The sequence below is a fragment of the Devosia indica genome (genome assembly GCF_003056405.1).
Taxonomy (GTDB): Bacteria; Pseudomonadota; Alphaproteobacteria; order Rhizobiales; family Devosiaceae; genus Devosia; species Devosia indica.
In genome coordinates, this window is the sequence record NZ_PYVZ01000001.1 from 307489 (window position 1) to 327436 (window position 19948).

General features: G+C 63.4%; 20 protein-coding genes. 15 read left to right on the top strand and 5 right to left on the bottom strand.

All coding sequences use genetic code 11. The annotated features are described in order from the left end of the window. Window positions 1–66 precede the first annotated feature (66 nt). The 5 genes from DDE76_RS01530 (at window position 67) to DDE76_RS01550 (ending at window position 4559) form a co-directional block, all read left to right on the top strand. Window positions 67–1365, top strand: coding sequence for a flavin-dependent oxidoreductase (locus DDE76_RS01530; protein WP_104892475.1), 1299 nt, complete (start codon window positions 67–69; stop codon window positions 1363–1365). Window positions 1366–1474: 109 nt separating this feature from the next. Further along, window positions 1475–1846 carry a GntR family transcriptional regulator gene (locus DDE76_RS01535; RefSeq protein ID WP_104892476.1) on the top strand — a complete coding sequence of 124 codons (372 nt, stop codon included), beginning with the start codon at window positions 1475–1477 and terminating at the stop codon, window positions 1844–1846. Continuing rightward, window positions 1843–2742, top strand: coding sequence for an ABC transporter ATP-binding protein (locus DDE76_RS01540; RefSeq protein WP_104892477.1), 900 nt, complete (start codon window positions 1843–1845; stop codon window positions 2740–2742). Before DDE76_RS01535 ends, DDE76_RS01540 begins: the two co-directional genes overlap by 4 nt. Next, window positions 2739–3629 carry a hypothetical protein gene (locus DDE76_RS01545; protein ID WP_104892478.1) on the top strand — a complete coding sequence of 297 codons (891 nt, stop codon included), beginning with the start codon at window positions 2739–2741 and terminating at the stop codon, window positions 3627–3629. The genes DDE76_RS01540 and DDE76_RS01545 overlap by 4 nt, the downstream gene beginning before the upstream one ends. Window positions 3630–3749: 120 nt before the next feature. Beyond that, window positions 3750–4559 carry a glycosyltransferase family 32 protein gene (locus tag DDE76_RS01550; RefSeq protein ID WP_104892479.1) on the top strand — a complete coding sequence of 270 codons (810 nt, stop codon included), beginning with the start codon at window positions 3750–3752 and terminating at the stop codon, window positions 4557–4559. Here DDE76_RS01550 and DDE76_RS01555 read toward each other — a convergent pair. Continuing rightward, a complete protein-coding gene (locus tag DDE76_RS01555) occupies window positions 4556–5428 on the bottom strand; it encodes a glycosyltransferase family 8 protein (RefSeq protein WP_104892480.1) in 873 nt (290 codons plus the stop codon). The genes DDE76_RS01550 and DDE76_RS01555 overlap by 4 nt on opposite strands. 200 nt (window positions 5429–5628) lie before the next feature. Here DDE76_RS01555 and DDE76_RS01560 point away from each other — a divergent pair, with 200 nt between their 5' ends. The 5 genes from DDE76_RS01560 (at window position 5629) to DDE76_RS01580 (ending at window position 10210) form a co-directional block, all read left to right on the top strand. Then, window positions 5629–6534: a metal ABC transporter substrate-binding protein gene (locus tag DDE76_RS01560; protein ID WP_104892481.1), complete on the top strand. Its 906-nt coding sequence runs from the start codon at window positions 5629–5631 to the stop codon at window positions 6532–6534. After that, window positions 6522–7406 (top strand): manganese/iron ABC transporter ATP-binding protein, encoded by an 885-nt coding sequence (locus tag DDE76_RS01565; RefSeq protein ID WP_104892482.1) that lies wholly within the window; start codon window positions 6522–6524, stop codon window positions 7404–7406. Before DDE76_RS01560 ends, DDE76_RS01565 begins: the two co-directional genes overlap by 13 nt. Further along, complete coding sequence (locus DDE76_RS01570; protein ID WP_104892483.1) at window positions 7403–8254, top strand: metal ABC transporter permease; 852 nt, start codon at window positions 7403–7405, stop codon at window positions 8252–8254. Before DDE76_RS01565 ends, DDE76_RS01570 begins: the two co-directional genes overlap by 4 nt. Beyond that, window positions 8254–9084 carry a metal ABC transporter permease gene (locus DDE76_RS01575; RefSeq protein WP_104892484.1) on the top strand — a complete coding sequence of 277 codons (831 nt, stop codon included), beginning with the start codon at window positions 8254–8256 and terminating at the stop codon, window positions 9082–9084. The genes DDE76_RS01570 and DDE76_RS01575 overlap by 1 nt, the downstream gene beginning before the upstream one ends. Window positions 9085–9154: 70 nt before the next feature. Beyond that, window positions 9155–10210, top strand: a complete 1056-nt coding sequence (locus DDE76_RS01580) for a DUF2793 domain-containing protein (protein WP_104892485.1) — start codon at window positions 9155–9157, stop codon at window positions 10208–10210. Between the two features lie 123 nt (window positions 10211–10333). Here the strand turns inward: DDE76_RS01580 and DDE76_RS01585 are convergent, their stop codons facing one another. After that, a complete protein-coding gene (locus DDE76_RS01585) occupies window positions 10334–11992 on the bottom strand; it encodes an MBL fold metallo-hydrolase RNA specificity domain-containing protein (RefSeq protein ID WP_104894806.1) in 1659 nt (552 codons plus the stop codon). Between the two features lie 127 nt (window positions 11993–12119). Here DDE76_RS01585 and DDE76_RS01590 point away from each other — a divergent pair, with 127 nt between their 5' ends. Beyond that, window positions 12120–12470, top strand: a complete 351-nt coding sequence (locus DDE76_RS01590; RefSeq protein ID WP_104892486.1) for a DUF1428 domain-containing protein — start codon at window positions 12120–12122, stop codon at window positions 12468–12470. Between the two features lie 48 nt (window positions 12471–12518). Here DDE76_RS01590 and DDE76_RS01595 read toward each other — a convergent pair whose 3' ends face one another. Together DDE76_RS01595 and DDE76_RS01600 are read right to left on the bottom strand one after the other, a co-directional pair. Beyond that, window positions 12519–13070 carry an ActR/PrrA/RegA family redox response regulator transcription factor gene (locus DDE76_RS01595; RefSeq protein ID WP_104892487.1) on the bottom strand — a complete coding sequence of 184 codons (552 nt, stop codon included), beginning with the start codon at window positions 13068–13070 and terminating at the stop codon, window positions 12519–12521. A gap of 51 nt (window positions 13071–13121) precedes the next feature. Next, entirely contained in the window at window positions 13122–14429 is a 1308-nt protein-coding gene (locus DDE76_RS01600) for an ActS/PrrB/RegB family redox-sensitive histidine kinase (protein ID WP_104892488.1), read from the bottom strand. Window positions 14430–14569: 140 nt separating this feature from the next. Between DDE76_RS01600 and DDE76_RS01605 the strand changes: the two genes are divergently transcribed. The 4 genes from DDE76_RS01605 to DDE76_RS01620 all read left to right on the top strand — a co-directional run bounded on the left by DDE76_RS01605 (window position 14570) and on the right by DDE76_RS01620 (window position 17056). Then, window positions 14570–15031, top strand: a complete 462-nt coding sequence (locus DDE76_RS01605; protein WP_104892489.1) for a DUF2852 domain-containing protein — start codon at window positions 14570–14572, stop codon at window positions 15029–15031. A 136-nt stretch (window positions 15032–15167) separates the two neighbouring features. Further along, entirely contained in the window at window positions 15168–15917 is a 750-nt protein-coding gene (locus DDE76_RS01610; protein WP_157955620.1) for a M48 family metallopeptidase, read from the top strand. A 16-nt stretch (window positions 15918–15933) separates the two neighbouring features. Next, window positions 15934–16305, top strand: coding sequence for a hypothetical protein (locus DDE76_RS01615; protein WP_104892491.1), 372 nt, complete (start codon window positions 15934–15936; stop codon window positions 16303–16305). Window positions 16306–16366: 61 nt separating this feature from the next. Then, complete coding sequence (locus DDE76_RS01620; protein WP_104894807.1) at window positions 16367–17056, top strand: L,D-transpeptidase; 690 nt, start codon at window positions 16367–16369, stop codon at window positions 17054–17056. Window positions 17057–17143: 87 nt separating this feature from the next. On the opposite strand, the gene DDE76_RS01625 is transcribed toward DDE76_RS01620, so the two are convergent. After that, window positions 17144–19798, bottom strand: a complete 2655-nt coding sequence (locus DDE76_RS01625) for a transglycosylase domain-containing protein (protein WP_104892492.1) — start codon at window positions 19796–19798, stop codon at window positions 17144–17146. Window positions 19799–19948 lie beyond the last annotated feature (150 nt).

The window sequence follows — 19948 nt, forward strand, 5'->3', positions numbered from 1 at the left end:
GCCCGGACTGATTGAATAAACCACCCGGCAATGCGCCCGAAAAGGGCTCGGCTGGGGGACATCCATATGACGCAGGATCGGGTGCTGATTGCGGGCGGCGGTATTGGCGGGCTGGCCCTGGCCCTGACGCTGCACCAGATCGGGGTCCCGTTCACGGTCTATGAATCGGTGCGCCAACTGGCCCCGCTCGGCGTCGGCATCAATATCCAGCCCAATGCGGTGCGCGAACTGTTCGATCTTGGCCTGAACCAGAGCGACCTCGACGGCATCGGCGTGGCTTCGCGCGAATGGGCGCTGCTCGGGCGCAATGGCAATGAGATCTATTCAGAGCCGCGCGGGCTGGAGGCCGGGTATGACTGGCCGCAATATTCGGTGCATCGCGGGCAATTGCATATGCTGCTCTATCGCACGCTGGTGGCGCGGGCCGGGACGGATTGCGTCCAGCTTGGCCATGAGGTGATCGGCTATGCCCGGAACGGCGACGGCTCGGTGACGGCGCAAATCCGCCGCGCCGGCGGGGAGGTAACGCATGCCTCCGGCCGGTTGCTGATCGGCGCCGATGGCATTCATTCAAACGTGCGCGCCACCATGCATCCCGACCAACCGCCAATTCACTGGGGCGGCGCAGTGATGTGGCGCGGCACCACGCTGGCCAAACCCATTCGCAGCGGCTCGTCCTTTGTGGGGCTGGGCAGCCATCGCCACCGCATCGTCTTTTATCCGATCGGCCCGGCCGATCCCGAAACGGGCCTGGCCGTCACCAACTGGATTGCCGAGGTGACGCTGGACAATTCGGAAGGCTGGAAAAACGCGGGCTGGTTCCGGCGGGTCCAGATTGCCGAGTTTGCCCACCACTTCGCCGACTGGCGCTATGACTGGCTCGATGTGCCGGACATGCTGGCACGGGCCGACATCGCTTACGAAAACCCGATGATCGACCGCGATCCGGTTTCCACCTGGCAGGATGGCCCGGTGGCGCTGATGGGCGATGCCGCCCATGCCATGTATCCCACCGGCTCGAACGGGGCCAGCCAGGCTATTATCGATGCCCGCATCCTGGGCGCGATGGTGCTGAGGCATGGGGTTAGTGCCGACGCGCTGGCAGCCTATGACGAAAAGCTTTGCGGCCCGATCTCGGAACTGATCCTGCGCAATCGCGGCGCCGGCCCGTTTGGCCTGCTCAACATGGTGGATGAACGCTGCGGCGGGGTGTTCGACGACATCGATGCGGTCATTCCCGCACAAGAACGCGCCGAGTTCATGGCGCGCTACAAGGCGGCAGCGGGTTTTGCTATCGAACAGCTCAATGCGGCCCCGCCGACCATCGCGCCGGGCGCGCGCGTGACCGAGGCTGTTCCGGCCTAAAGCCCTCTATTTTCATACGTTTTCGTTTTTGGCTCGGCCCAGCAGAGCAAAGTTGTTGACTCCTGTGCTTAGTGTGCTACATATCTAGCACACTAGATAGGCAAGACACATGGATGATTTTCACGCCAGCCAGCCGATCTTCGTACAGATCCGGCAGCGGCTGATCGAGATGATCCTCCGGCAACAGGTTGCGGAGGGCGATGCTTTGCCCTCGGTGCGCCAGATTGCCGGTGATCTTTCGGTCAATCCGCTTACGGTCACCAAGGCCTTCGAGGCTCTGGTCGATATCGGGGTGGTGGAGAAACGCAGGGGACTGGGCATGTTCGTTACCAGCGGCGCGCGAGCGCAATTGCTCGCTCATGAACGCGAGAAATTCCTCAAGGAAGACTGGCCGCGCATTGCGGCACAGATCAAGGCGCTCGATCTCGATCTCAAGGATCTGATCGCCACAGACACCAAGCTCGAAGGGCAGAGCAAATGACTGAGCTTTCCATTTCCGCCGAACCCATCGTGTCCGCTCGCGGGCTTTCCAAATCCTTTGGCCGCAAGAAAATCCTGCACGATCTGGATTTCGACATTCCGGCCGGCCGCATCTATGGGCTGATCGGGCATAATGGCGCGGGCAAGACCACCACGCTCAACGCCATGCTGGGCCTGACCTCCTATGAGGGCACCATCAGGGTGCTGGGTGAAGATCCGTTTGCCCGCCGTGCCAAGCTGATGGAAAACGTTGCCTTCATCTCCGATGTGGCAAGCCTGCCGCGCTTCCTGCGGGTGCGTGAGCTGTTTGCGCTGCTTACCAATATCCATCCCAATTTTTCGCCGGATAAGGCGCGGCAATTCCTCGAGGGCACCGATATCCGGCCCGAAATGAAGATCCGCACCCTCTCCAAGGGCATGATCGCCCAGCTTCACCTGGCGGTGGTGATGGCGATCGATGCCAAGCTGCTGGTACTGGACGAACCCACGCTCGGGCTCGACATCACCTATCGCAAGCGCTTCTACCGGCGGCTGCTGGAAGACTACATGACCGAGGAGCGCACGCTGATCATCACCACCCACCAGGTGGACGAGATCGAATTCATGCTCTCCGACATCATGTTCATCCGCGATGGGGAAATGATCCTGCACATGCAGATGGAAACGGTGAGCGAAAAATTCACCCAGCTGGTCGCCGATAGCGCCGAGGCGCAGGCCCAGGCCCGCGCACATGGCCCGGTCTATGAAGAAACGCGCTTCGGCCAGACCGTGTTCATCTTCGACGGCGTCGAACGCGAAAAACTCGAACCGCTGGGCCGCATCTCGACGCCCACCATTTCGGACCTCTTCGTGGCGTTGATGCAGCGGCCCACAGCCAATCCGGAGACCGCCCGATGAAGGCCTTCTTCGCCCTGATCCACCGCGAGTTCATCGAGCATCGCGGGGCCTTTTTCATCGCGCCGCTGGTGCTGGTAGGGGTGGTCTTTGCCCTGACCCTGCTGGCGTTCAGTGTTGACCGGCTCGACACGCGCTTTTCCGGTCAATTGCTGACCGTGGTGCCCACCTGGGTGTTCGAGGCCGGCTTTGCCGGTCTCTCGGGCGCCTGGCTGGCCTATCTGGGGTTCGTGCTGTTCTTTTATTGCGCCGATGGCTTTGCCGCCGACAAGCGCAACAATGCCATGCTGTTCTGGAAGTCGATGCCAGTCACCGACTTCAAGGTCCTGCTCAGCAAGATTACCGCCGCGCTGACCATCCTGCCCGGCGCCGTCTTTGCGGTGGCGCTGGTCAGCATCATGCTGATGTTTGGCGTGGCCTATGTCACCACCATGATCGCGGGCCTCGGCAATGCTGGGCTGTTCGGCGCCATTGTGGGGATTTACGGCCAGATGGCGCTGGTGTTCCTCGTGCTGCTGGTCTGCGGTCTCTTGTGGTATCTGCCCTATATGGCGCTGGTCGGCGCCCTGGGCAGCGTCGTGGGCCGCTGGGCCATTCCGCTTTCGCTGCTGCTGCCCACCGTGGTTTCCGCGCTGGAATGGGTGACCCTGGGGGGGCTGCATCCCTTTGCCACCCGCACCTGGGCCTATCTCGACTACCGCTCGCAATTGCCGGTATCCACCGACCATCTCGACCGGGTCTTCGAGGGTCAGGAGCCGTTCGATGCCACGCTGTTCGTGACGGATTTCCTGCAGAAATTCGACTGGCTGCAGGTCGGTATCGGCATCGGGTTCGCCCTGGTCGCGCTCTATGTCGCCTCCGAATATCGCCGCCGGGCGGCCGCCAACTAAAGTCCGTCAAGAAGACGATCCCATGCAAAACCTTGGCCGCCGCGCTCCGCAAAGGAGGCGGCGGTTTTCTCTTGTGCGGCGTCATGCTAGATGCGCGCGACCCGAAGGACTTGAGGCCGCATGACCCTGCCCCCGATCATCAGCTTCTGGCATGGCCCGCTGAGCTGGCTGGAGGTGTTGTGCATCACCGCCTTTGTCCGGCGCGGCCATCGCGTGCTGGTGCATTCCTATGACACCATAGAGAACCTGCCGGCCGGGGCCGAATGGCGCGATGCGGCCGCATTGCTGCCGCGCGAGAAGCTGGTGTTCTACAAGGGCAAGGGCACGCCGGGGGTGTTCTCGGACCATTTCCGCTATGCGGTGATGCGCGCCGGGCTGGGGGTCTATGCCGATCTCGACATCTATTGCGTGCGGCCCATTGAAGGGCCGCCGGATTATCTGTTCGCCTGGGAGCGGCCCGGCTCGGTCAATGGCGCGGTGCTGCATATACCGGCGGATGCGCCGCTGCTGGCCGATCTGCTGAGCATTTTCGAAGCCAGGAAGCGCCCGCTTTTCGAGCCGCATCTGCCACCAATGCGGCGCCTCGAAGTGGCGTTCCGTCGCCTGGTCGGGGACCGGGTTTCGCCCGAGCATATGCAATATGGTGCCACCGGCCCGATGGCGCTGACCCATTATGTCGCCCGGCACGGCCTGACCGACACGGTGCGGTCGGCGGCGACCTTCTATCCCGTGCCCTATGAGGGCATTCCGGCCCTAATGCAGGCCGGCTCCAGCCTGGACGCAGCCATCACCCCCGAAACGCTAGGTATTCACCTCTGGCGCAGCCAGTTGACCGATCGCGGCCGCGCCGGCCTGCCCCTGCCGGCCAAGGGCAGTGCCCTGGCCGCGCTCTGCGCCGAAGAAGGGCTCGATCCGGCCGCGGTGGCCTAACGCGCCAGCCGCAGCTTTTTCAGCCACCAGCGCTTCCAGCGGTGCCGGGCGAAGCGGTAGTACAAGGCATTGGTCATGGTGTGGCGGTAGAGCCGGGCAAAGGCCACGCTGGGCATCATCGTGGAGAGCAGATGCCAGGGGCTGTTGTCGCCGGTATAGTGAATGATGGCTGGGTTCAGGCTTTCATGGGCAGGCACGGAATCGATGGTGTTCCAGCGCCATGACAGGCTCAGCCATTGCCCCTTGAAGGTCAGGTTCAACAGGTCCTGGTCATAGTAGATGCGCTGCATGATCCCGGCCTGGTGCAGCTCTTCCATCTTCTCGATGATGCGCGCTTCGCGCCAGCGCCTGACGTCGATCAGCATCACTCCGGAATTGAAATAGTAGTCAGCCGGATCGAAGATATCGCGGTTTTTGCGCATGTCCCGGCCACTGGTGATATACGCCCCCGAGATGTCGCGCACCGCAGCGATGGCGTTGCCTTCCAGATCCAGGTCGAAAAGCCGTTTCACATCGTCCCGGACCATGGTGTCGCAATCGAGATAAAGCACGCGGTCAACGCCGTCGCCCACCAGCCGGTCGATCAGCAGGCGGGCATAGACAATGCTGGGGAAGCGTTCGCTCTCGGGCATACGCGCGGCAATGTCGGTGAACATATCCATCTGGTCGAGCGCGTGCCAGACCAGGGTCACCGGAAACTCATCCCGGATCGCCTCAAGGTCGGCCTTGTGTTCCGGGGTCATCGTGCGGTGGCAGAGGTGAAACACCAGCTCTTCGCGCTTCGGGGTGAACAGGCATACCGAGCGCATGGTGGCAAAGGCCGGCGCCCAGAAATTGTCGTCAAAGGTCAGGGCGATATGCATGCTCATCTATCGGGTCCCGCTCCGCTCAGTCATGCCCCCCGGGGCCGGATCGGCTCGCTTTTCCATTTCCGTGACGCCTCGTCAACCGGCAAGTGATCGGCAGCCGCAAGCTGGCCGTAAGCGCGTCGAGATCAATTCGCAATGCACTACTTGCGAATGATTTGCAATTGCATTATCTGTAAGGCCGTTCGTATCTGGAGTTGCCCATGCGCCGCCGCCTGCTGTCTGCCCTTTTGCTCGCCGCCCCCCTGGCCATGACCTTACCTGCCATGACCCTGCCCGCAATGGCGCAGGAGCGGCTCAAGGCCGTCACGACCTTCACCATTCTGGCCGACATGGCCCAGAATGTTGCCGGGGATGCGGCCGATGTGGTCTCGATCACCAAGCCGGGCGCCGAGATCCATAATTACCAGCCCACGCCGGGTGACCTGGTGGGGGCACAGGATGCCGATCTGGTGCTCTGGAACGGGCTTAACCTCGAGCAATGGTTCACCCAGTTCCTCGACAATCTGCCCGATGTGCCCAGCGTCGTGCTGACCGAAGGCATTGAGCCGATCGGCATTGGCGAGGGGCCCTATGAGGGCAAGCCCAATCCGCACGCCTGGATGTCGCCGACCGACGCCCTGGTCTATGTCGACAATATCCGCGCCGCCTTCGCCGAGGCCGATCCGGCCAATGCCGAAACATATAATGCCAATGCAGCAGCCTATGCCGCCGAGATCACCGCCACGGTCGAGCCGATCCGCCAGGCCCTGGCGGCCATTCCCGAGGAGCAGCGCTGGCTGGTCACCTCGGAAGGCGCCTTTTCCTATCTGGCGCGCGATTTTGGCCTGAAGGAGCTTTACCTCTGGCCGATCAATGCCGACCAGCAAGGCACACCGCGACAGGTGCGCGATGTCATTGACGCGGTGCGTGAAAACGATATTCCGGTGGTCTTCTCGGAGAGCACGATTTCGTCCAAGCCGGCAGAGCAGGTGGCGCGCGAGACTGGCGCGACATATGGCGGCGTGCTCTATGTTGACTCCCTGTCCGAGGCGGACGGGCCGGTTCCCACCTATCTCGATCTGCTCAAAGTGACCACGCAAACCATTGCTGCAGGATTGACCCAGTGAAAGACAATGCAGGCCCCGGCATTGCGATCAACGACATCACCGTTGCCTATCGCAACGGCACCACAGCCCTGAGGCATGCCAGCTTCACCAGCCCGCGCGGGTCGATCACCGCGCTGGTTGGCGTCAATGGCGCAGGCAAGTCGACCATTTTCAAGGCCATTATGGGTTTTGTGCCGGTGGTCAGCGGCACGATCTCCATTCTCGGACAGGCGGGGCGGCAGGCCCAGCGCCAGAACAGGGTGGCCTATGTGCCCCAGTCCGAGGATGTGGACTGGAATTTTCCGGTGCTGGTGGAAGACGTAGTGATGATGGGGCGGTTCGGCCACATGAACATGCTGCGCATTCCCCGCGCCATCGACCGCGAAAAGGTCGCTGCGGCCCTTGGCCGGGTCAACATGACCCAATATGCCAAGCGCCAGATCGGCGAATTGTCCGGCGGGCAGAAAAAGCGCGTGTTCCTCGCCCGGGCGCTGGCGCAGGAAGGCGATGTCATCCTGCTCGACGAACCTTTCACCGGGGTCGACGTCCAGACCGAGGACGCCATCATCGCCCTGCTGCGCGATCTGCGCGACGAGGGCAAGGTGATCCTGGTCTCCACCCATAATCTGGGCTCGGTGCCCGAGTTCTGCGACCGCACCGTGATGGTAAAGGGCACGGTACTGGCCTATGGCCCGACATCGGAAGTATTCACCCGTGACAAGCTCGAAGAAGCCTTTGGCGGCGTGTTGCGCCATTTCGTGCTCTCCGGCCAGGGCCTGCATGCCGATGACGATCCGCGCCATCTCTCGGTGCTGACCGATGATGAACGCCCGCTGGTCTTTTATGGCGAAAAGGGCAAGGAAGAGCACCAGCAGTCGAGCCGCGAGAAATGATCGCCACGCTGCTTGAGCCGTTTTCCTACAATTACATGGTCAATGCCATGTGGGTGTCCGCCCTGGTCGGCGGCGTCTGCGCTTTCTTGTCGGCCTATCTGATGCTCAAGGGCTGGTCGCTGATCGGCGACGCGCTGTCGCACTCGATCGTGCCGGGCGTGGCCGGGGCCTATATGCTGGGCCTGCCCTTTTCGCTTGGCGCCTTCCTCTCGGGCGGCCTTGCCGCCGGCGCCATGCTGTTCCTCAGCCAGCGGACCAAATTGCGCGAAGACGCCGTCATCGGGCTGATCTTTACCGGTTTTTTCGGGCTGGGCCTGTTCATGGTGTCGGTCTCGCCCACTTCGGTCGACGTGCAATCGATCGTCCTGGGCAATATCCTGGCCATCACGCCGGAAGACACGCTGCAACTGGTGCTGATTTCAGTGGTGACACTGGCGGTGATGCTGGTGATCTGGAAGGATCTGATGGTCACCTTTTTCGACGAGAGCCATGCGCGCTCCATCGGGCTCCGGACCACATGGCTCAAGGCGATTTTCTTCACCCTTCTGAGCGCCGCCACGGTTGCCGCCATGCAGACGGTCGGGGCCTTTCTTGTCATCGCCATGGTGGTGACGCCGGGCGCCACGGCCTATCTGCTGTCGGACCGGTTTCCCCGCCTCATCCTGATCGCGATTGCAGTGGGCGTCTTGTCCTCGTCCATCGGTGCGTATCTGAGCTATTTCCTTGATGGGGCCACCGGCGGCATCATCGTGGTGCTGCAGACCCTGGTCTTCCTCACCGCCTTTGTCTTTGCGCCCAAGCATGGCTGGCTGGCCGCGCGACGGCGCCTGGCCGAGGAGACGCGCTGATGGCCTGGTATGAAATGGCGCTCTGGCCATTCCAATTGTCCTTCATGGTGCAGGCCATGGTGATCGCCGTGCTGGTGGCGGTGCCCACGGCCCTGCTCTCCTGCTTTCTGGTGCTCAAGGGCTGGTCGCTGATGGGCGATGCCATTTCCCATGCCGTGCTGCCCGGCGTGGTGCTGGCCTATGTGGTGGGCCTGCCGATCGGCATTGGCGCCTTTATCGCCGGCATGGTCTGCGCGCTTTCGGTGGGCTTTCTCAAGGAGCATAGCCGGATCAAGGAAGACACGGTGATGGGCGTGGTGTTTGCGGGCCTGTTTGGCCTGGGCATCGTGCTCTACACCGCCATCACCACCGATGTGCATCTCGATCATATCCTGTTCGGCAATATGCTCGGGGTGAACGGGGCCGACATTCTGCTGGCCGTCATCATCGCCCTGGCCGTGGTCCTGGTGATCGGCGCCAAATGGCGCGATCTGATGCTGTTCATCTTCGATGCGCAGCAGGCCGGCGCCATCGGGCTCAACACGCGCCTGCTCCATTATGGGCTCCTGGCGATGATCTCGCTGACCATTGTGGGCGCCCTCCAGGCAGTGGGGATGATCCTGGTCATTGCCCTCTTGATTGCCCCGGGCGCCATCGCCTTTCTCATCACCCGCCGCTTCGGGGTGATGCTGCTGGTGGCCATGGGCGTTTCGGTGGGCTGCAGCCTGGTGGGCGTTTATGCCAGTTTCTTTCTCGACAGCGCCCCGGCGCCGACCATCGTCCTGTTGATGAGTATCTGCTTCATCCTGGCCTTCATCGCCACGCAAAGGCGCCGGGTGGCAACGGTCTGATCGTCGAGTTATCCCCGCGGGCGCCACCGGTCGCACATTAGGCTCCAGTTCACGACTGGAGTCTTTTCTCATGGATCAAACATCCCGCCTTGCCCTGCCCTTCATCATGTCGGGGCAGGCGCTCAAGCACATTACCCATAATGACGCCCTCAACCGGCTCGACGCCCTGGTGCAGCCGGTCGTGGAATCCACACAGGTCACCGCGCCGCCCGTCTCGCCGCTACCCGGCGAAGCCTGGATCGTGCCATCGGGCGCGACCGGCGCCTGGGCCGGTCACAGCAACGAAATCGCCGCCTGGCAGGCCGGCGCCTGGATGTTTCATGACCCGGCCGAGGGCTGGCAGGTGTTCGACCGGGCCAGCGGCACCCTGCTGGTCTTTGCCGGAACCGATTGGGTGGCCGTGGCTGCCACCGGCGCAGGCCTGCCGCAACTGGGCGTCAACACCAGCGCCGATCTCACCAACCGGCTGGCCGTGGCTTCGGCGGCGACATTGCTGACCCATGACGGGGCCGGGCACCAGCTCAAGCTCAACAAGGCCGCCGGCACCGATACGGCGAGCCTGCTGTTCCAGGCCAACTGGTCGGGCCGGGCCGAAATGGGGCTGATGGGGGACAATGACTGGCGCATCAAGGTCAGCCCCGATGGCGCAACCTGGACCGATGCGATCACCATTGCAGCCAACACCGCCGAGCTGCGCGTCGCCGGGGCGCTGAACCCGGTGGGCGACAACACGCAGACCCTGGGGGACAGCGGCGCGCGCTGGGCCGCAATATGGTCGGCGAGCGGCACGATCCAGACCTCGGACGCGCGGCACAAGACCGCCATCACCCCCACCGATCTGGGGCTTGACTTCATTCGCCTGCTCGCTCCGGTGCGGTTCGAATGGAAAGGCGGCGACGGGCGCAGTCATTATGGGCTCATCGCCCAGCAGGTGGCCGAAGTCGCGGCGGGTCTCGACACCGATTTTGGCGGCCACGTTCTGGCCAATCCGAGCGACCCGCAGAGCCAGCAAGCCCTGCGCTACGACCAGTTCATCGCCCCGCTGGTGCGGGCCGTGCAGGAGCTGGCAGCCAGGGTGGAGGAATTGGAAGGCGGGAAAGGGCGGGATGCTCCCCTCTCCCCTTGAGGGAGACGGGTGAGGGGGTCCGCCCGATCAACAACATCCGGGGCCATGAGAGGCATCAACCCCTCATCCGCCCTTCGGGGCACCTTCTCCCTCAAGGGGAGAAGGAAGAAGGGTGGCCGCCCCTCAAGCGTCATGCCCCGCCGTCTCGACCGGGGTGATCGGCGTGGGCCGTCCCCTGGGGCTGGGGTCCGCGCCCTGCGCGGAGAGTTCGGCCTGCAGCGCCTGCATCAAGGCGAGCTTGTCCGCATCGGGCAAGGCATGCAGGCGCTGGCTGAGGCGAATGGTGAAATCGGAGAAAGCATTGTGCCAGTCCGACGGCATCTGCTTGAGATCGACCCGCCGCTCTGCCGGTGCCCTGGCCGCACGAATGCCGGCCGCCGTCAGCTCGAAGAAATCGTCGAGCTGGGGCAAGACCACCTGGTCGCCGCCCAGTTTGCCCGCGGCAATCAGGGCGTCGCGCAGCGCATTGCGCTCTTCATCCTCGCCATGGGTCAGGAACAGCGCGCCATGGGCGGGCAAGCGGCTCTGGATCCAGTCCATCAGCTCGGAGTGATCGGCATGGGCAGAATAGTTGCCCATCGACCTTATGGTGGCCCGCACCGGGATCACCGAGCCATGGATGCGTACTTCCCTGGCCCCCGAAAGAATGATCTGGCCCAGCGTGCCGGGCGCCTGATAGCCGACAAACAGCACCGTGGCATTGGCGCGGATCAGATTGTTGCGCAAATGATGCTTGATGCGCCCGGCATCGGCCATGCCGGAGGCCGACATGATGATGGCGCCGCCCTTGATGGCGTTGAGGCCCTTGGAATCCTCGACCGCCTCGATGATGCGGAAGCGTTTGTCGTTGAACAGCTCATCGGCGCTGAGCTCGGTGTCCTCGAACATTTTTGCGTATTTCCGATAGACCCCGGTGACCTTGCTGGCCAGAGGACTGTCCAGCGCCACCAATTGCGGATCGATCTCGCCCATTTTGATCAGCGTGCCGATATCGTGCAGCAATTCCTGGCTGCGCTCGACGGCAAAGGTGGGAATGATCAGATTACCGCCGCGCCCGAGCGCTTGCTGAATCTCGGTCTTGAGCGTTTCGCGGCGCTCCTCAAGCGTATATTCAGCGCGGTCGCGGCCGCCATAGGTGCTTTCGCACAGAATATAGTCGAACCCCGAGGGGCCTTCGGGCTCGGTGTAGAACACCTTTTCGTCCGGCCCGATATCGCCCGAAAACATCAGCCGCACCGGCTTGCCGTCACTGTCCTGAACCTCTACCTCGATCGAAGCCGAGCCGATGATATGGCCGGCATTCCAGTACCGCGCCCGCACGCCGGGGCCGGGCTCGATCCATTCGTCATAGGCGCAGATCTCGCGGTGGGCGAGGGCCTCCTCGGCATCGGCCATGGTGTAGAGCGGCTTGACCGGTTCTTCGCCACGGCGCGAGCGCTTGCGCGTTTCCCGTTCCGCTTCGCTCTCCTGGATCCCGGCCCCATCGGGCAGGAGATACTCCAAAAGGCCAGCGGTCGGCCCGGTCATCCACATCGGCCCGCGCCAGCCCTCGCCATAGAGCTTGGGCAGGAGCCCGGCATGATCGATATGGGCGTGGGTCAACAGCAGGAAGTCGATGGCCTTGGGGTCGAAGGGGGTCGGCTTGAGATTGAGCTCGCGCACGCTCTTGTTGCCCTGAAACAGGCCGCAATCGACCAGAAACTGCCCGCCCGGATGCACCACGCGATAGCACGAGCCGGTGACCGTGCCCGCCGCGCCATGAAAGTGAAGGGTGACAGTCATGGCCAGGCTCCTCATTTTTCGCCGATGCGTGTCGAGGTTAGCCTGTCCCATTCGTCGGAGTCGAGGCAGGCGCAGCAACCGCATGCGCCAATCGCGGCATTTGCCGCCCAGCAAGAGGAGACCCGAAATGGCCTATATCGATGGCATGGTGACCGCCGTTCCCAAGGCGAACAAGCAAGCCTATGTCGCGCATGCCGCCCGGGCGGCGGAAATACTCAAAGAATGGGGCGCCACCCGCGTGGTGGAGAATTGGGGCGACGATGTCCCCAGGGGCGAGCTCAACGATTTCTATGGCGCGGTGCAGGCCAAGGACGACGAAGTCGTCGTCTTCTCCTGGATCGAATATCCCGACAAGGCGACCCGTGACGCGGCGATGCGGAAGATGATGGCGCCCGAGGCCATGCAGCAGTTCGGCGAAATGCCATTCGATGGCAAGCGGATGATCTTTGGGGGTTTCGAGACGCTGTTTGCGAAGTGACGGCAACCCCACCCGGCCTCCCCCTGACAGGGGGAGGAGCAGAGGGACCTATCTCGGCGCGCGCTTGGCCAGGATACGCTGCAAGGTGCGCCGATGCATGTTGAGCCGGCGCGCGGTCTCGGAAACATTGCGATCGCACAGTTCATAGACCCGCTGGATATGCTCCCAGCGCACCCGGTCGGCCGACATCGGGTTTTCCGGCGGCTCGGGCTTGTCCTCGCCGGTCGCCAGCAGCGCGTTGATGACGTCATCGGCATCGGCGGGCTTGGAAAGATAGTCCATCGCCCCGAGCTTCACCGCCGTCACGGCGGTGGCGATATTGCCATAGCCGGTCAGCACCACGGCGCGGGCATCGGCGCGCTTCTGGTGCAGGGCCGACACCACATCCAGGCCATTGCCGTCCTCGAGGCGAAGATCGACCACGGCATAGGCGGGCGGACGTTCGGTGACGGCGGCCAGCCCGGCGGCGACCGTGCCGGCAATGCGCACCTCAAAGCCCCGGCGCGTCATCGCGCGTTCGAGGCGGCTCAAAAAGGCTGCATCATCATCAACGAGCAAAAGGCTCGGATCGGCAGCCAGAAGGTCTTCAATCGTGTCCATGGCTTTTCCAATATTCCTTTGCTCACCCTACGTCAAAACGAAGTGTTCCGATCACTCGATTGCGCTTCGGGACCAGGTGATGCGCACCCGGGCATGCCCGCTGGGCTTTGCATTATCGAAGGTGAGCCGGGCCCCGGTTCGCTCAAGCAGGGTCTTGGCAATAAAAATGCCCAGGCCCAACCCGCCGGGCTGATGTGCGTCGCTGCCTGCCGGGTCGCGCGGGCGGCTGGTGAGATAGGGTTCGCCCAGCCGGGCAATCAGTTCGGGGGCGAAGCCCTTGCCATCATCGATGATCGAGACGGTGATGGCATGCTGGTCCCAGCCGCTTTCGATCCGCACGGTCTGGGCGGCAAAGTCGGTGGCGTTTTCGATCAGATTGCCCAGGCCATAGAGCAGGCCCACGCTGCGGGGAAACACCGGTGGCGGCCCTGCCGTCTCGGCGGCATCGAACAGGATGACCTTGCCGCGTCCTTCATGGGGCCGGGCGACCTCATCGAGAATATCGGGCAGCGGCGCCTCGGCGAAGAGATCGGCCGGTTCGCTGCCCAGATTGCGCAGCTTGGCGAGAATCGCCCGGCAACGCGCCGCCTGGGCAATGATCAGCTCCACGTCCTCGGCCAGTTGGCTGTCCTTGTCGACCTCGGCGCGCATTTCCTTGGCGGCCAGCGCAATGGTGGAGAGCGGCGTGCCCAGTTCATGCGCGGCGGCCGCCGCCAGCCCATCAAGCGCGGAAAGCTGCTCGCGCCGCGACAGGGCCAGTTCTGTGGCCGCCAGCGCATCGGCGATCTGCCGGGAATCATGGGCGACGCGATTGGTATAGGCGGAGATGAACACCACGCCGCAAATGATCGAAACCCAGATGCCGATCACATAGATGCGGTTGAAAACGATGTGCTGGTCCGGCTCCCAGGGCAGCGGCAGGTGAAGAATCGCCAGCACCGAGGCGATCACGGCGGCCAGCAGCGCCACCAGAAAGGCCTGGCGTTTCGGTAGCGAGGTGGCGGAAACCGAGACCGGCGCCAAAAGCAGCAGCGCGAAGGGGTTCTCCAGCCCGCCGGTCAGGGCCAAGAGCCCGCCGAGCTGGCAGAGATCGAACGCCAGTTGCAGCGCAGCGATGCGCGAGGAGAGCCGATAATGCGGCCCGAGGCGAAAGGTGAGGCCGATATTGAACGCGGCGGAGAGCCCGATCAGCGCCAGGCATTCGAACAGCGGCAGCGGAAAGCCCAGGCCCCAATTGACGAAAAGTACGCCGATGGTCTGCCCGATCACCGCCAGCCAGCGCAGGATCACCAGGGTCTGCAGGCGCAGGGGGCGCCAGCTCGAGGGCAGTGGCAGTTGGGGCAGGGTCTGGTCCGTCATGCTGCTCACTCCAAGGCTTTCAATTGTGGCGCATAGGGAGCGAATCCGCCGATTTCAAGCGCAAAAATCGACAGGCACATGCTTGATCCTGACCCATGACGGGCCATTTGAGACTCATCGTGACTGGGAGACGAACGAATATGAACACTGCAATCATCAAACCGCAATGGTCCCCGCTGACCATCGGCCTCATGGTCCTTGGCTTCATCATCTTCTGGCCGCTCGGCCTGGCGATGCTGGCCTATATCATCTGGGGCGAAAAATTCGGCGGCTCTGCCGAAAAGGCCCAGGCTTACTGGAACAAGGGGTGTGGCTATATGCGCAACAATCACAAGCATCACGGCTTTGGCCGCAACGAGTTCAGCTCGTCGGGCAATGCCGCCTTCGATGAATACCGTGCCGAGCAACTCAAGCGCCTCGAGGAAGAGCGCGCCCGGCTCGATGCCGAGATCGACGCGTTCCACGAATATATGGCCAATCTGCGCAAGGCCAAGGACCGCGAGGAATTCGACCGCTTCATGGGCGAACATCGCGGCCAGCGCCAGGGCTATGGCGAGAACGACCAGAATAACAATAATTGGAGCAACAATAACGGCCAGTAAGCCGTTGTGCTTTCCGACTTCCCTGTCCTCCAATGACAACTGGCGCCCCGCAAGGGGCGCCTTTTTTGGTGTTGCCACCCTCTTTCGCCGCGCGAATCCGGTTACACTGGCCGGAGCTGATGCCGATCCGGTCACCATGTTCTCCTTTCTGCGCCAACGCACCCCGCCGCCACGGACCACCCAACTCACGCTTGACGGCGTCGAGGTGAGCATTGCCGTCAAGGTGTCCAAGCGGGCGCGGAGCTTCCGCCTGTCCCTGCCGGCCGCCGGCCCTCTGCTGACCCTGCCCGAAGGGGCACGCTGGGCCGATGCCGAGGCGTTTCTATACCGGCATCGCCACTGGCTGGCGGCGCGCCTGCCCCGCACGGCGCTGGCGCAAAGGCTGGAGGCTGGCGCGCGCCTGCCCCTGCGCGGCGTGCCGCATCTGGTGGTCGCCACCGGGGCCCTGCGCGGCCGGGTCGAGACCGGCGGCAGCGATGCCGAACCGGTGCTGCGCGTGCCCGGCGACACGGCCCATCAGCCGCGCCGGCTGTATGACTGGCTCAAATCCGAGGCGCTGGCTGATCTGACGGCACAAAGCGCTTTCCATGCCGGGCGGCTGGGCGTCGAGGTCAAGCAGGTGCGGCTGCGCAGCCAGTCGAGCCGCTGGGGGTCATGCTCTTCAAGCGGCACAATCAACTATAATTGGCGGCTGATCCTGGCCCCGCCACATGTGCTGGACTATGTGGCGGCCCATGAGGTGGCCCATCTGGTGGAGATGAACCACTCCCCCGCCTTCTGGGCCACCGTTGCGCGGACCTTGCCCGATATGGACCGGGGCCGGGCGTGGCTAAAAGCACACGGTCGCGAACTGATGGCCTGGCAAGCGCCCGCCACCAGGCAATAATCGGGCGCCTGCCCCGATGCTGCCGCAATCTGCTCCCTATCAGCGTCTCATGCGTCATTTCGTGGTCTTCATCGCGGTTCTCCTGGCTCTGGCCTCCGTTCTGGGCGCCACGACGGCCAATGCGCATCGCTATGTCGCCACCCCGATCGTGGTGCTCAACCATGTCGACGCCGACAACAGACCGATCCCGGTGGTGGTGCAGGTCCAGCGCGGACAGATCGACCTGGGTGCAGGTCTCATGCTGCCCTGCGGCTCGCATCACGCAATCGAGGCTTGCGGACCCCAATTGCCTTCTGGTCTTGAGGCCGAAGGGCCCCTGGAGGCGCCTGATCGGACAGCGCCGGACTGGCCGGCCATCCTGCCGCTCCGTCCCCCCATATCCGCCTGAGCGCTTCGTTGAACCCCTCATTCACGCTCAGCGCCTGCTTATGCAGGCCAAGGATAGTTTCATGTCTTATGTTTCCGACGCGACCCCGTCGCGCCGCGCCGTACTGGCTGGTCTTGCCGGCCTTGGCGCCCTGACCCTTGCCGGCTGCTCGACCAGCGGCACCACCCGGCTGGCCACTGCCGCCGCAACGCCCGTTCGCCCCACGATCCCGCTGGACATTCTGGCCATGTATGCCGCCCGGCCGGAGGAAGAACACCCGGTTCCGGCAGCCGATATTTCGCTGATGAACCCGGCCTATTGGCGCCAGGAAGTGGCCAACCCGACCGGCGAGCCCGCCGGGCGCGTGGTGGTCGATACGGCCAATTACTTTCTCTATTTCACCATGCCCGAGGGCCGGGCCATGCGCTATGGCGTGGGCCTGGGGCGCGCCGGGTTTGAATGGAGCGGCGAGGGTCACATTGCCTATAAGCGCAAATGGCCGGTCTGGACCCCGCCGGCTGAAATGATCGAGCGGCAGCCCGAGCTTGAAATCTACCGCAACGGCCAGCCCCCCGGCCTGCTCAATGCGCTGGGCGCCCGTGCGCTCTATATTCATCAGGGAAATCGCGACACGCTCTATCGCATTCACGGCACCATGGACGTGGCCTCGATCGGCAAGGCGGTCTCGTCCGGCTGCGTGCGCCTGTTGTTCCAGGATGTCATGGATCTTTATGAGCGCGTGCCCAATGGCGCACCGATCGTGGTGGTGTAGCCCCGGGCCGCTTGCTGCGCACACCTGCCGACACAAAAAAAGCCCCAGGTCACGCCCGGGGCTTTTTTTCTGTTCAGGTCAGCGAACCTAATTGCCGAAGATCAGATCCATCAGGGTGCGCTGGGAGCGCTCTTCCTGGTAGACCGGCTGCTGCTGCACCTGGCCAGGAGGCACGATCTGGCCCTGCGGCTGAGCAAGATCCTGCGGTTGCTGCGAGGTTGGCGCCGAAGGCACCCAGACCTGCTGGCCAGTGGCCGGATCAACAACAAGGGTCATGGGCAGGCCGGTTTCGGGATCAATCGGCGCCTGGCCAAAGCCATTGCTGTTCTGCTGCTGCAGGGGGAAGCCAGTCACCGGGTCGATGGCCTGGCCATTGGCGTCATATTGCACGATCTGGCCCTGATCGATGGGCAGGCCGGTATTGGGGTCGATCTGCTGGACCGGCAGGCCGGTGTTGGGATCAAACCCGCCGAGCCCGGTCGAAGCCGGGGCATTGGCCACCTGGCCGTCAACCGGCGCCAGTCCCTCAAGTGGTGCACCGGTGGCCGGGTCGATGGCAATCACCTGCCCGGTGGCCGGGTCCGTGGTGGTCTGCACCGGCTCGCCGGTGCCGCCATCGACATATTGCACCATGGGCTGGCCAGTGGCCGGATCAATGGCAGGCATGCCGGTATTGGGATCGATCAATTGCTGGGCAATGAGCTGGCCGGCATAGGACCCGCCTGGAATGGGTGCCGGTGAGCGGCCCTCATGCGCCTTGGTCATGAAGTCAGACCAGATATTGGCCGGCACATTGCCACCCGAGAGCGTGGTCTGGGTGTCATTGTCATTGCCCAGCCAGACGCCGGTGACCATGGCCGATGTATAGCCAACGAACAGGGCGTCGCGCGCGTTCTGGCTGGTGCCGGTCTTGCCGCCAAAGTCCCAGCCGCCCAGGTTGGCGCCGCGGCCCGTACCCACCTCGACGGCGGTCTTGAGCATGTCGTTCATCTCGGCCAGCACATTGGGATCGACCACACGGCCCGGACCGGCATCGGAGGCCTGGTAAAGCACATTGCCCTGGACGTCGGTGATCTGGGTGATGACATTGGGAATGACCCCCATGCCGCCATTGGCGAAGGGCGCGTAGGCACTGGTCAATTCGAGCAGGTTCACTTCCTGGGTGCCCAGCGCGATCGAAGGTACGGGCGTGAGGTTGGACGAAATGCCCATGCGCATGGCCACTTCGATCACCTTTTCGGGGGTGACATCGATGGCCAGGCGCGCGGCAATGGTGTTGAGCGAATAGGCCAGGCCCTGACGCAAGGTGACGGTGCCGGCATATTTGCCCGAGGCGTTGCGCGGGCTCCATCCATTGTAGTCGAACTGGGCGTCCTCGGCCAAAGTCTCGGGCGTATAGCCCTTTTCCATGGCCGCCATGTAGACGAAGGGCTTGAAGGTGGAGCCAGGCTGGCGCCGCGCCGTCACGGCGCGGTTATACTGGCTGGCCTGATAATCGACGCCACCGACCATGGCGCGCACGGTGCCATCGACATCCATGGCCACCAGGGCGGCCTGGGAGAAGCCGCGCTTCTCGCCTTCATTGGCCACGGCCTCCTTGACGATGAATTCGGCATCCTTCTGCATCTTGTAGTCGATGGTAGTCTGGACCACCACGTCGCCCTCGATCTCGCCGATATAGGCGGTCATCAGGCTTTCGACCCAGTCGGCAACATAGGATTCCGAACCTGCCACCACGGTGCGGATGGTCTGGTTGGGGTCGATGCGGGCCGCATCGGCTTCGGCACTGGTGATGTAGCCTTCCCGGGCCATCAGGTTGAGAACGATCTGCTGGCGTTCCTTGGCCACCTCGGGATTGGTCTTGGGATTATAGGCGGACGGCGCCGGCAGCAGTCCCACCAGCATTGCCGCCTGGCCCAGCGAGAGATTGCGCGCCGAAACGCCGAAATAGGTCTGGGCCGCCGCCTCGATGCCATAGGCGCCCTGCCCGAAATAGACCCGGTTCATATAGAGCTCGAGGATTTCTTCCTTGGTGAAGTTCTGCTCAAGCCAGATGGCCAGGATCGCCTCCTGCACCTTGCGGCCCAGGGTCTGGTCGGGGGTCAGGAACAGGTTCTTGGCCACCTGCTGGGTCAATGTGGAGGCGCCGCGGGTCACACCGCGCGCTTCGATCATTTCAAGGCCGACCGAGAGCAGGCCGATCGGATCGACGCCAAAATGGCTCATGAAGCGCCTGTCTTCCGAGGCGATGAAGGCCGCGGGCACATATTGGGGCAGTTCGCGGAAGGTGATGGCCTCGCCGCCGGTCTGGCCGCGATTGGAGATCAGGCTCCCATCGGCTGCCAGGATACGGATATTGGGCGGGCGCTCGGGAATGGCCCAGGTGTCGGACGAAGGGAGTTGGGCACCGTAATAGACAATCACGCCGATCACGGCGATGCCGCCCCACAGACAGGCGACAAAGCCCCACCAGAGCAGCCCCATCAGCAGGCCGCCGCCGCGTTTCTTCTTGCGGTTGCGGGCCGGTTCGGCCTTGCCCTTGCGCGGCTGCTTTTTCGGCGTCCTGGGGGGCTTGCCGCCACCGCCATTGCCACCGGGGCGGGTTTCATCGACGGAAAAAGCCATGGTCTGGCCCATGGACGGCTCGACACGCGCGCCCCCGGCTGCAGGACGCGCCTGCGTCTTGTTCTGGCGGCCCTTGGGGGCGCCAACGCGGTCATCGGCCGAAATGCGGAAATCCATCAGGCAAACCTAGTGAAGAAAAGGATCACGCTGCTTCTACCCTGTTCGTTCATCAAGGGAAACAAATGGTAAGCGGGAGGTTAAGATCGGTGGATTGTGACCGGCCATACGCTCTTTGCCGCCCAGCAGCACATGTGCACGCTTGTCCGC